The organism is Komagataeibacter intermedius TF2, from assembly GCF_000964425.1.
Lineage (GTDB): Bacteria > Pseudomonadota > Alphaproteobacteria > Acetobacterales > Acetobacteraceae > Komagataeibacter > Komagataeibacter intermedius.
Genome location: NZ_BANF01000061.1, coordinates 67,707 through 79,078, shown reverse-complemented (window position 1 = coordinate 79,078; position 11,372 = coordinate 67,707). Strand labels below are relative to the sequence as shown.

General features: G+C 64.1%; 10 protein-coding genes and 1 pseudogene. 5 read left to right on the top strand and 6 right to left on the bottom strand.

Features of this window, described 5'->3' with window-relative positions:
• Together B7449_RS10345 and B7449_RS10340 are read right to left on the bottom strand one after the other, a co-directional pair.
• A pseudogene (locus B7449_RS10345) lies at positions 1-611 on the bottom strand (hypothetical protein); the annotation flags it as partial.
• Between the two features lie 350 nt (positions 612-961).
• The gene (locus B7449_RS10340) at positions 962-2,413 is read right to left on the bottom strand and encodes an amino acid permease (RefSeq protein ID WP_039735266.1); all 1,452 of its coding nucleotides are present in this window, start codon (positions 2,411-2,413) and stop codon (positions 962-964) included.
• 351 nt (positions 2,414-2,764) lie between these two features.
• On the opposite strand from B7449_RS10340, the gene B7449_RS10335 reads away from it, so the two are divergent.
• On the top strand, positions 2,765-3,658 hold the full coding sequence (locus tag B7449_RS10335) for a hypothetical protein (RefSeq protein ID WP_039735267.1): 894 nt from the start codon (positions 2,765-2,767) through the stop codon (positions 3,656-3,658).
• A gap of 15 nt (positions 3,659-3,673) precedes the next feature.
• Here the strand turns inward: B7449_RS10335 and B7449_RS10330 are convergent, their stop codons facing one another.
• On the bottom strand, positions 3,674-4,954 hold the full coding sequence (locus tag B7449_RS10330) for a hypothetical protein (protein ID WP_039735268.1): 1,281 nt from the start codon (positions 4,952-4,954) through the stop codon (positions 3,674-3,676).
• 277 nt (positions 4,955-5,231) lie between these two features.
• Here B7449_RS10330 and B7449_RS10325 point away from each other — a divergent pair, with 277 nt between their 5' ends.
• Positions 5,232-5,888 (top strand): histidine phosphatase family protein, encoded by a 657-nt coding sequence (locus tag B7449_RS10325; RefSeq protein WP_071406649.1) that lies wholly within the window; start codon positions 5,232-5,234, stop codon positions 5,886-5,888.
• Here B7449_RS10325 and cobS read toward each other — a convergent pair.
• Entirely contained in the window at positions 5,785-6,537 is a 753-nt protein-coding gene (gene cobS / locus B7449_RS10320) for an adenosylcobinamide-GDP ribazoletransferase (protein ID WP_039735270.1), read from the bottom strand. The two genes, B7449_RS10325 and cobS, sit on opposite strands and share 104 nt — an antisense overlap.
• Positions 6,534-7,562, bottom strand: coding sequence for a nicotinate-nucleotide--dimethylbenzimidazole phosphoribosyltransferase (gene cobT, locus B7449_RS10315; protein WP_039735271.1), 1,029 nt, complete (start codon positions 7,560-7,562; stop codon positions 6,534-6,536). The genes cobS and cobT overlap by 4 nt, the downstream gene beginning before the upstream one ends.
• Between cobT and cobU the strand changes: the two genes are divergently transcribed.
• The 3 genes from cobU to B7449_RS10300 are packed head-to-tail and all read left to right on the top strand — an operon-like array spanning position 7,561 to position 10,258.
• Positions 7,561-8,154 (top strand): bifunctional adenosylcobinamide kinase/adenosylcobinamide-phosphate guanylyltransferase, encoded by a 594-nt coding sequence (cobU, locus tag B7449_RS10310; RefSeq protein WP_039735272.1) that lies wholly within the window; start codon positions 7,561-7,563, stop codon positions 8,152-8,154. The genes cobT and cobU overlap by 2 nt on opposite strands.
• The gene (gene cobO, locus B7449_RS10305) at positions 8,151-8,759 is read left to right on the top strand and encodes a cob(I)yrinic acid a,c-diamide adenosyltransferase (protein ID WP_039735273.1); all 609 of its coding nucleotides are present in this window, start codon (positions 8,151-8,153) and stop codon (positions 8,757-8,759) included. Before cobU ends, cobO begins: the two co-directional genes overlap by 4 nt.
• On the top strand, positions 8,759-10,258 hold the full coding sequence (locus B7449_RS10300; RefSeq protein ID WP_039735274.1) for a cobyric acid synthase: 1,500 nt from the start codon (positions 8,759-8,761) through the stop codon (positions 10,256-10,258). Before cobO ends, B7449_RS10300 begins: the two co-directional genes overlap by 1 nt.
• A 93-nt stretch (positions 10,259-10,351) precedes the next feature.
• Here B7449_RS10300 and cbiB read toward each other — a convergent pair whose 3' ends face one another.
• Positions 10,352-11,371: an adenosylcobinamide-phosphate synthase CbiB gene (gene cbiB / locus B7449_RS10295; protein WP_039735289.1), complete on the bottom strand. Its 1,020-nt coding sequence runs from the start codon at positions 11,369-11,371 to the stop codon at positions 10,352-10,354.
• Position 11,372 lies beyond the last annotated feature (1 nt).

The following is an 11,372-nucleotide window of genomic DNA, read 5'->3' as shown; positions in this document are numbered from 1 at the left end:
AGACCAGAAGTATTCAGCAAGGCGTCAGTCGCCGGGAGCTTACGGGTGTAGGTGGACTGTTCCGTAAGCGCGAGGCGGAAGGTATAGGTGCCGGTGCCCACCCCGTCCTCATCACGTCCAAGCTTCGTGTAATCGCCCGACGGGAAGGCGACGCCCACGAACAGGCTGAGGGCCGGGATGTACCGCTTCGGGTCGGCATCAAGATAGCGCCACATCACATCCACCGGCAGGTCGCCCATTTTCAGCCCGCTGGTCGTGCCGCCATGTCCGCCCCTGCGCCAGCCATAGCTTATGTCCGGTGTCATCTGCAGGCTGATCGAATTGGTGATGGAATACTTGTACAGCGTGAAATTCGATACGCTGTGCGCCTTGTCCTTCAGCGACATGCCCTGTCCGGTGCTGTCCAGGTAGCCGACGGGCTGGCTGTAGGCGAAATAGGGTTCCCATGCGAACACGCCCTTTTTCGTCAGCGCACCGGATGGTGAAACCAGAGATCCGGTGTACCACTGGCTGTAATCTTCATGCAGCCCCTGCGACCCGGCCGCCGTGCCATTGCCCGTGCCGGCCGCATGGGCGCAGGACAGGCCGGACAGGAACAATGAAAGCGACATCGCAACGAATAATATTGATTCCGGTTTCGGAATGTATGATGCTCGCTGGCAGGGACGACCGGCATCATGTGGTAGTGCAGTTGCATTGCGGCGGGGTGCAGTGCCCGCGCGTGTGGTCGCGCGGGCATAGGTGAAGGAAACCATGGCTGTGGCTATTTCCTGATCGGGGGCGTCCCATGCACGCATGGCAGTGCGTGTCGGGTCTTGTGGTATCGGGGGCAGGTATGGGATGTCTGCTACATGCACTGCAGCAGCAGGTATGGGGGTATCAGGACATCAATACAGCACTCCTTAGCCGACAGGCCGGTTGATCTGGCGGGGGAATGGCAGTTCCCCCGCCAGTTTTTCGTTCAGGGTGTGGGAAACTGCGGGTGTTCCCCTGTGGCATCCGGCGCGCTGCGGGTGGTGTTCATGTATTTCCAGCCCAGCATCAGGATGATGGCGACCACCGGCATGGTGGCCAGCGTGCAGGTGCCGTTGGGATAGTCAAACAGCATGAGCACCAGCACGCTGCCGAGATAGCCAAGCGTCAGCCATGACGTGAAGGGCGCGCCCGGCATTTCAAAACCGGCGGAAGCAATCCGCCCGCTGCGCACGGCCTGGCGCAGTTTCATCTGGCTCAGCACGATGAAGGCCCATGTGCTGATAATGCCGATTGCCGCCATGTTCAGCACGATTTCAAAGACCTGGGACGGGACGATATAGTTCAGCACGACCCCCACCAGATAGACCGCGACCGTCAGCAGGATGCCATTGGCGGGCACCGAGCTTGCATTCAGGCGGGCAAGGGACTGCGGCGCCGCGCCGCCCAGCGCCATGGCGCGCAGCACGCGGCCGGTGGAATACAGGCCGGAATTCAGGCTGGACAGTGCCGCGGTCAGCACCACGATGTTCATGATCGTATCGACGCCGGGGACACCCAGTGCCTCGAAAAACGTCACGAACGGGCTGGTCCCGCCATGATAGGCGGTCCAGGGCAGCAGATTGACCAGCAGTATGACCGACAGGACATAGAACAGCCCGATGCGCCAGATGACGCTGTTGATGCTGCGCGGCAGCACCGTGCGCACATCCGCGCATTCGCCCGCCGCCGTCCCGATCAGTTCAATGCCGGAATAGGCGAACACCACCCCCTGCACCAGCAACAGGCTGGCGATCAGCCCGTGGGGGAAGATGCCGCCATTATCGGCGATCAGGTGCAGCCCCGTCGCGTGGCCGTCCACCGGCATGCGTACGCCCAGAATGACACTGCCGATGACCAGGAACAGGCACAGCGCCACAATCTTGATCAGGGAGAACCAGAACTCGATCTCCCCGAACCACCGGACGCCCACCATGTTCAGCGTGGTGACGATACACAGCGCCATAAGGGCGAAGGCCCATTGTGGCACAGCCGCGAACGTGCCCCAGAAATGCATGTACATCGCCACGGCCGTGATATCGACAATCCCGGTCATGGCCCAGTTCATGAAGGATAGCCACCCTGCGATGAAGGCCGCCTTTTCCCCCAGGAATTCCCGCGCGTACGATACAAAGCTGCCGCAGGTGGGGCGGTGCATCACCAGTTCGCCCAGTGCGCGCATGATCAGGAACGAAAAGATGCCGCACACCAGATAGACCAGAGCAAGCGATGGGCCCGCCGCCTGAAGGCGTGAACCCGCGCCCAGGAAAAGACCCGTTCCGATCGCGCCGCCCACGGCAATCATCTGGATCTGGCGTGCGCCCAGTCCCTTGTGATAGCCGTCATCATCTTCGGGCAGGATGGGGGTGCTGTCTTCCAGCGCGGGATCCGGTCTGATCATACTCTGGTCTCCGCCACGGTGGGCGCGGGAGGAAGGAGGGAGAAGGGCGTTGTCCACGCGGGGGTGGAAAAGTTGTACAAAAAATATGCAGTCCTGATTTCTGTTGCATCCGGACATGCCGTAACTGGTGGAAACACGGCCTCCCTTCTGGGAAAAGCAGGGAACGGCGCAGAAACAGAAAGAAATATCATTCAGCATCAACTAGTTGTTCTGGAGCGAACATTGTCAGACGAAATAACCACTGACAAGTATGGATGCCTTAATAAAAGCATTATGATTAAAAATTAAACATATTTTCCAAAACTTTAGCAGTAAATGCACAATACTTGTTCAGTTAAGGGGACGTCTCATATGCCTAAAAAGGAATCTGCACGGTCCGGGTTATGCCTTTCTGTCATCAGTGGGGCCTGTGTGGTTGCGTGTTTGGCAACAGTCCCCGCCCATGCTGATAACGAGCGTTTTGAAGGCAGTGACCTGACCCGGGACGCGCCGCAGTATTTCGTGCTGCGCCCGCAGGACAGCCGGACCGCGAGTACGCTGGGGGAACTGCGCCTGTCGGAAAGCGGGATCGATTTCACCAATGGCGAACTGCTTGAGGTCTCGCTGGAACAGGGCAGCGACAGCAATCTGATATACAGGGTGGAGCCCGGGCAGAACCCGGTCCTGCCGTCGGGGCGGCGGCTGTGTCCGCCCCCGCTCAACCCGATCTATCTGGATTTCGCCAATCTGCAGGATGGGGCGGACGGTTATCGCATGACCCTGTATTGCGGGTCGCGTTCCGTGCCGTTCCGTGCGATCTCGCCCGATCGTGCCGCCGGGGTATTCAGTTACCGCCGCGCGGCGGACGCATTATGGGCACATAGCGCGACTGAAGGGGGGTACCTGCATGGTGCGGTGGCGCAGTACTGTGCCGTGCATCACGACAGTGCGGGTGTGAATGCCTGCACCACGCGTGAAGAGGCCGCGTACGCCACCATCATGGGCCGCCGGATCGCGCCGCCGGTTCTCAAGCAGTGCGCGGCGTATGTAACGGGCCTGCATGACCATGTGGGGTATGTCAGTTTTGTCGGGTTGCTGAATTGCACGCGCGTGCGCGACAGTCGTGCGCTGTTCGATTACTGCACCCAGCGCATTACCGGGCAGAAGCGCGAGGACGATACCCGTTTCCTTGATGGCAATCCGGCCCAGGCGCAGGGCGCGGCCCTGTGTTTTAACGCGCTTGCCGTCCATCAGGCGCGTGACTAGACAGCTCGGCGCGCGTTACGCCACGTCGGGCACTTCTATGCCGGATACGAATTTGAAAATGTCTTCGTGATGCAGCAGGAAGATCCGGTGCTTCTTGCCCAGCATCAGGGCCTCCTGCGTGTAGGGCGCATTGGATACGATCGCGCCCACGCTGGCCTTGCAGTCGGTTTTTTCCTTTATGCCCTGCCAGATCACGTCATCATGAACGGGTTTGCGGTCCATCCAGCAATGGACAAGCATTTTCAGATTGTTGCGGTTGCACTGGATGACGGAGCCAAGGCCCGTGGCGACGGGAGGGTGGATTTCCCACCCGGCCTTTTCAATCCATTGTGAACAGAAGGCGGCATATTCCGCCTGGTTCATGTCCTGGTGATACGTGCAGGGGGAAATGGCGGCGGCTGGCGGCTTGCTTGCCGTGCGGGCGGCCATGGCGGTGATATGCCCGTACACGGTTTTGTGGATGGCGGGCCACAGGGTGTTATATCCACGGCGCGTCAGTGTGGGCAGGATGGTGCCATGGGCAAAGCGGTCCAGATACGTCCCCCACGAAGTATGGGACGCGGAACCGGGGCGCGTGTCATGCGCGTTCTGGTACCACCGGCCCAGCATGGGGGAATGCCGCTGCGCCAGTTCCACGCAGATGTTGATCGCCTTGCGCCGTCGCGCCATGCGCCATGCCGCGCGCAGGATCAGCACCATGACCCATCCCGTCCCGCAGACCAGCATGAGGGTCAGGATAAGCGATCCCAGCTTCTGGAAGCCGCGCGTCATGAAAAAGATGTCGGTCGGTCGCGGGGTTTCCGCAGGCTGTACGATCACCGGCGGCGTGGCGGGCGGGCTGTCTTCCACCTCGGTGTGCTGCGGGCCGGTGGGGGTATCGGCCATGATGGCCGGGGCCGGGGGGGCAGGTGGCGCAATCGGGGGGCGGGGTGGCGCGCGGTCCTCGGACGCCACTGCGGCAGCAGGACCGGGTGCGATCGGGGCGATTTCACCGGTCATGAAATATAGCGGCGGCAGGCCGGGAACCGGGGGCACGCGCCGCATGAGCGGCAGCCCGTTGCGGTTGGCTATTCTTTCCCAGCGGACATCCGGCGTGATGTTGTGGCAGTCGCCCTGCCGCATCAGCGTCCTGCGCCATGCGGGCGACTGCTGTGTGGAAATGGTCCGGTCGGACAGGGTACGCAGGATGGCATCATCCCCACACGCCAGCGTGGGATGGACAGCACTGAACAGACCTGCGGCGCTCGCGCTTGCTGGCAGGCACAGAAGCAGGCAGGCGCTTGCCCATATCCGCATGATGCTCGTTATCCTTCCGGTCTGGGGAACGGGAATGTACAGATCCGGGGTGTCAGCAAATTGGAATGTGTAAATGTAGCAAGTGTCGATATGCAGAATACATGCCTTTTTGTAAACAGGCTTTATTTAGTCCTGTTTGTCGGTATTGATGTTGCCCCGACATCATGGGGCAAAAAAGTGGCATGTCCTTATCGGGGGGCTGCCCCCTTATCCAACTTATGGCGATGTTCATGAACTTCGCGGATGTTCAGTAGGACAGATTGGAAGGCTGGACCGGATGACAGACCGTTTTGCAATTGTGCTGGCGCGCCATCCCGCCGTTATGGGGGCAGAAGGCCTGTGTTACGGCCAACGGGACGTTGCTCTGGCGGATGGGTGGGAACGCATGGCCGATGGCCTGCGCACCGTCATGCAGGGGGTGGGGTGCCGGATTCTGTTCTCGTCTCCCGCCCGTCGGTGCCAGATGGTGGCGGAACGGGTGGCGCGCTTCATGAACCTGGACCTGAAGGTGGATTCACGTCTGCGTGAAATCAGTTTTGGGGAATGGGAAGGCCGACCATGGAGTCACATTTCGCGCGCGGCGCTGGATGCGTGGGCGGCTGACGTGGCGGGCTTTGCCCCGCCCGGTGGCGAAAGCGGTAGCGACCTGCGTGCCCGCGTCCGGCACTTCTGGACCGAAATGCAGCAGTATGGCCAGTCCTGCGCCGTCGTGACGCATGGCGGCCCGCTTCGTCTCATGCACGGGATGGTCCATGGCATGCCCGGCAGCCTGCTGGCGCCGTCGCCGCCCATGGGGTCGGTGCGCGTGATTGAACAGGGACGGCCCGGATTCAGGTCAGGGCAGCCAGAACAGCACATTCCGTCACAACTGCCGTTGCACCAAGAACGTCTCCGGTTTGGCCGCCAATCTGCTGTCGCGCGAACCGGCACATGATGCCTGCCGCCATGACCGCCACGCCACAGGCAAGGGCCGCGCGGGGCAGCGGCAGCAGCACGACGGCGCTTCCGGCGGCAAGGGCCATGCAGGCCGCCAGCGCGTAACCCGGCAGGCGCGTCATGGAACTGGCCAGCCCGTCGGTGCGCGCGGGTGGCAGGCGCCACAGTACCAGCGTCATGGCCGCACGCGCCAGCGCACCCGCCACGGGCATGACGGTCATGGCCATATGCCCCGGCATGGCGGCCAGCGCCGTCACCCGCACCAGCAGCGCAATCACCACCGCCATGACGCCATAACTGCCCACACGGCTGTCGCGCATGATCTCCAGTTTGCGGGCTTTGTCCCGTCCACCTCCGCAGCCGTCGGCCATGTCAGCCAGCCCGTCTTCATGCAGCCCGCCGCAGGCCAGCAGCAGCATGCCGGTACTCCACCCCGCGGCAGGCAGTGCCGCGATGCCAGGCCACCGCAACCCGGCATAAAGCAGTCCGGCGCCAGCGCCCAGGCCACCGCCGATCAGGGGCCAGCACCATACGCTGCGTGTCATGGAATAAGGCAGGCCGTCACGCGCCAGCCACCCCACCGGCAGGCGGGTCAGCAGCCCCAGCCCGCAGACAAGGTCGGCACGCAGGCGGCCCATGATGCTCATTCCTTTTCGCTGACCCGGGCCTGCGCGAAGGTCGCCATGCCGCACAGGCAGGCAATGGCGGAGCGGACAAGCGGAATGGCCAGCCCCGCGCCGGACCCTTCACCCAGACGCAGCCCAAGGTCCAGCAGGGGGGACAGCCCCAGCGCCGCCGCCAGGTGGGCGTGTCCCCCTTCGGCCGAACAGTGGGACAGGCGGGTATGCGCCAGCCCGTGGGGGTGCAGCAGCGCCAGCGGGGCCGCCGCCGCCGTGCAGATGAACCCGTCCAGCAGCACGGGAATGTTCCTGTACCGCGCGGCGATGACCGCCCCCATGATCGCCGCCAGTTCATGCCCGCCAAGATGGCGCAGGATGGCCAGAGGATCGGACAGGTGGCTGCCGTGGCGGGCCAGTGCGCGGTCGATTACCGCGGCCTTGTGCCGCACCCCCGCGTCATCCAGTCCGGTGCCGCGTCCGGCCCATTTCGCGCCGCCCCCCCCGAACAGGGCGGCGCAGACAGCGGCGGCGGCGGTTGAATTGCCAATCCCCATCTCACCAAGGCACAGCAGGTCCGTATCCGTCCTCACGGCCTGCATGCCGGTGGCCAGCGCGCGCAGGAATGTCGGCTCGTCCATGGCCGGGGCACGGGTCATGTCGGCGGTGGGGCGCAGGGCCTCCACGTCCACCACATGCAGGCGTGCGGCGCTGATGCGGGCGATCTGGTTGATGGCCGCGCCGCCATTGCGGAAATTCTCGACCATCTGGCGCGTGACATCGACGGGCCATGGTGTCACACCCTGCGTGGTGACGCCGTGATTGCCTGCAAAAACAATGATATCCACCCGTTCGGCGCGGGGGCGGTCGGTATGCTGCCACTGTCCGGCCCAGCGGGCCAGTTCCTCCAGCTGCCCCAGACTGCCGGGCGGTTTGGTCAGCTGGCTGTCATGGCTGGCAATGGCGGCATCCGCCGTCATGTCGGGCGGGGGAAGGTCGTGGCATAGCTGGCGCAGCGCGGCCATGTCGCGTGGGAAGGAAAGACGGGATGGCATGCGCAGCGTTGTGTGGTCTTATGCGCCCGGATGCAAGATGGCGGAGGATAAAATGAAGGCGGCGGGCCAACCCGATACGATGTCCGGCATGCAGGGCTGCATTTTCGTGCTGGGGGGCGCGCGGTCGGGCAAGAGCAGCTTTGCCGAGAGCCTGTTCCCCCAATGGCCCGCGCCATGGACCTATCTTGCCACCTGCCAGCCCCATGACGGGGAAATGGCGCGGCGCGTGGCCCATCACCGTGCCCGGCGCGGGACGGGATGGCATACGGTGGAAGAACCGCTGGACCTGCCGGCTGCCCTTGACGGGGCGGGGACATCGCCTGTCCTGGTGGACTGCCTGACGCTGTGGCTGACCAACCTCATGCTGGGCGAACACGATATTGGCGCTGCCACGCAGGCGCTGCTGGCAGCCCTTGGCCGTCGCGCGGGCCCGACCGTGCTGGTGTCGAACGAGGTCGGGCAGGGGATCGTGCCCGATAATGCGCTGGCGCGTCGCTTCCGTGATGAGGCAGGCTGGCTGCACCAGTCCGTGGCGCGGAATGTCGCGCGTGTTGTTTTTGTGGTGGCTGGCCTGCCGATGGAGATGAAATGACCCTTACCCCCGAAGAAATCCGCCACCGTGAAAAAATGGCGAAGCGCAAGCAGGTGCAGGACAGGGAAGTCAGCAGCAAGTCCATAGAGAAGGGCCTGCTGGCGGTACATACCGGCGCGGGCAAGGGCAAATCCACCGCTGCCTTTGGCATGGCGCTGCGCACGCTGGCCCATGGCGGGCGCATCGTGGTGATCCAGTTCATCAAGGGGGCGTGGAACACGGGGGAGCGCAAGGCGCTGGAACGCTTTGGTGACCAGGTGGAATGGCATGCGCTGGGCGAAGGCTTTACATGGAACACGCAGGACCGCACCCGTGACATCGCCAACTGCCGCGCCGCGTGGGACCAGGCGCGTGCCGCGCTGAAACGCGCGGACGTGGCGATGGTGATCCTGGACGAACTCAATATCGCGCTGCGCTACGACTACCTGCCGGTTGATGACGTGCTGGCCGATATCGCGGCCCGTCCCGCCATGCAGCATGTCGTCGTAACGGGACGCAACGCCCGTCCCGCCATGATCGAGGCCGCCGATCTGGTGACCGAGATGACGCAGGTCGCCCATCATTTCAAAAAGGGCGTGAAGGCACAGGCGGGGATTGAATTCTGATGGCGGCCCGCGCGCTCATGTTCCAGGGCACGGGGTCCAGCGTGGGCAAGTCGGTGCTGGTGGCGGGTATTGCCCGCGCCCTGACCCGCCGTGGCCTGTGCGTGCGCCCGTTCAAGCCGCAGAACATGTCCAACAACGCGGCGGTGACGGCGGACGGGGGCGAAATCGGGCGCGCGCAGGCCCTGCAGGCCCGTGCCTGCGGGGCGGTGTTATCGGTGGACATGAACCCCGTGCTGCTCAAGCCACAGGGCATGACCGGATCGCAGCTGGTGGTGCGCGGGCGGATGCGTGGGCAGGTGCGGGCAAAGGATTTCCAGTCCTTCAAGCGCGGCCTGATGCCGGAGGTGCTGGAGAGTTTCCATGCCCTTGCCGATCAGGCGGACATCGTGCTGGTCGAAGGGGCAGGGTCTGCGTCCGAGGTCAACCTGCGGGCCGATGACATTGCCAATATGGGGTTTGCGCAGGCGGCGGATCTCAATGTCGTGCTGGTGGGTGACATTGACCGTGGCGGCGTGATCGCCAGTCTTGTGGGCACGCAGGCGGTGGTGGCGGATGCGGATGCGCGGCGCATACAGGGGTTTATCGTCAACCGTATGCGGGGCGATCCATCACTGTTTGATGCGGGTATGGCGGCAATTGCGCGCATGACCGGCTGGCGGTCCGTGGGGCTGGTGCCCTTTCTCGACCGCGTGCGTGACCTGCCCGCGGAAGATGCCGCCGACCTGCACCCCGGCGGCAGGTCCGGGGTGGAGGGGCTGCGCATTGCGGTGCCCTGCCTGCCCATGATCGCCAATTTCGATGATCTGGACCCGCTGGCGTCGGAAGACGGGGTCTGCCTGACCATGGTGCAGCGTGGGCAGGTCCTGCCGCCATGCGACCTTGTGATCCTGCCCGGTGCGAAGGCGACCATCGCCGACCTTGCGGTGCTGCGTGACGAGGGGTGGGATATCGACATCCATGCCCATGTCCGTCGTGGTGGTCATGTCATGGGCATATGCGGCGGCTACCAGATGCTGGGACGCAGCATTGCCGACCCGATGGGGATCGAGGGGGCGGCCTGCACGGTGGAGGGTCTTGGCCTGCTGGATGTCGCCACCGTGCTGGAGGGCAGCAAGCGGCTGGATGAGGTGACGGGTCACCTGCTGCCCGAAGGTGCGGGCCTGCACGGATATGAAATGCATATCGGCCGAACCACCGGACCCGATCATGACGCCCGCCCCCTGATCGACCTGGGCGGGCGTCATGATGGCGCGGTCAGCCCGTCGGGGCGGGTGTGGGGCACCTATGTCCACGGGCTGCTGGCTGATGGCGGGGCGCGGGCGGCAGTGCTGGCGCGCCTTGGAACACGCTCACACGGGCATGACCATGACGCGACGGTCGATGCGGCGCTTGATGCGCTGGCCGATCATCTGGAAACGCATCTGGATATCGACAGCCTGCTGGAACTGGCCCGTCCCGTCAGCAGGCAGCGCGGGATCGATGCGATGTTGCCCCGTTAGAATGCGGAAGTGTCCGGATGTCGCCTTCCGGCAGGCGGGCGGCATTTTCCTGCATCGCCCTGAAAAAGCCTTACCGGAAACGTTCTGCTGTTTTCAGTATGTTTTGTAAACGGTCCGCAGATGGCGGGCCAGCATGCCCGCGGCCGAGCATCCCGCCAGCGTCTGGATCAGGCAGGCGCGACGGTACAGCGCCAGGGCGCGATACAGGTCATCAGGTCGCAGGTCGGACCGGCCATCGCCCACCCACGGTTCCGCCACGCTGACACCAGCATAGGACCGTGGACCGGACAGGCGTATGCCCAGCGCGCCCGCCATCGCGGCCTCCGGCCAGCCCGCATTGGGGGATCGGTGGTGGCAGGCGTCGCGCAGCACGATGCATAGGGCGCCACGCGCGGTCATGCCCCGCATGGTCAGGGCGGCAAGGACGATCCATAGCGCGGACAGGCGCGACGCGGGCAGGTTGACCAGATCATCCAGTTTTGCCGCGACATAGCCAAAGGCTTCATGCCGGGGCGTGCGATGGCCGATCATGCTGTCTGCCGTGTTGACCGATTTGTAGAAAACCGCCCCCGGCAGGCCACCCGCCGCCATCCACAGCAGGGGGGCGACAATGCCATCGGAAAAGTTTTCGGCCAGTGTTTCGGTCGCGGCCCTCAGCACCGCGGCCTCATCCAGCTGTTCGGGATCACGACCGACGATATGGGAGACCGCATGCCGGGCAGCGGGCAGGCTGTCCTGTGCGGCAACCGCCACGGCCCTGACATGGTCATGCAGGGAACGCTGGGCGACAAGGGAACTGGCCAGCACCGCCGTCAGCGGCAACGCCAGCCACCGCGGCAGGATGCGGCGGATGGCGCGATCCACCAGCACGGCTGCTGCCGTCGGCACCGAGACAATCAGCATGGCCGCCAGACAGCCATTTGCCCTGCGCCGCGCCGGAGTGGCGTCTTCAGTATTGAGCCGCCTGTCCAGCATGCCGATCAGCCCCCCGACCCACATGACCGGATGCCCGATCCGGCGTACCAGGGCCTGTGGGTAGCCCACGGCCATGTCCGTCACCGATGCAATGCAGGCGGTGCCAATACTTCCGGGCATGAAAAGGCGAATACGCATG

Coding starts and splice junctions, on each gene's coding strand:
- cbiB (WP_039735289.1), bottom strand. CDS start 11,371: ATGCGTATTCGCCTTTTCATGCCCGGAAGTATTGGCACCGCCTGCATT.
- B7449_RS10325 (WP_071406649.1), top strand. CDS start 5,232: ATGACAGACCGTTTTGCAATTGTGCTGGCGCGCCATCCCGCCGTTATG.
- B7449_RS10330 (WP_039735268.1), bottom strand. CDS start 4,954: ATGCGGATATGGGCAAGCGCCTGCCTGCTTCTGTGCCTGCCAGCAAGC.
- B7449_RS10340 (WP_039735266.1), bottom strand. CDS start 2,413: ATGATCAGACCGGATCCCGCGCTGGAAGACAGCACCCCCATCCTGCCC.
- B7449_RS10300 (WP_039735274.1), top strand. CDS start 8,759: ATGGCGGCCCGCGCGCTCATGTTCCAGGGCACGGGGTCCAGCGTGGGC.
- B7449_RS10335 (WP_039735267.1), top strand. CDS start 2,765: ATGCCTAAAAAGGAATCTGCACGGTCCGGGTTATGCCTTTCTGTCATC.
- cobO (WP_039735273.1), top strand. CDS start 8,151: ATGACCCTTACCCCCGAAGAAATCCGCCACCGTGAAAAAATGGCGAAG.
- cobS (WP_039735270.1), bottom strand. CDS start 6,537: ATGAGCATCATGGGCCGCCTGCGTGCCGACCTTGTCTGCGGGCTGGGG.
- cobT (WP_039735271.1), bottom strand. CDS start 7,562: ATGCCATCCCGTCTTTCCTTCCCACGCGACATGGCCGCGCTGCGCCAG.
- cobU (WP_039735272.1), top strand. CDS start 7,561: ATGCGCAGCGTTGTGTGGTCTTATGCGCCCGGATGCAAGATGGCGGAG.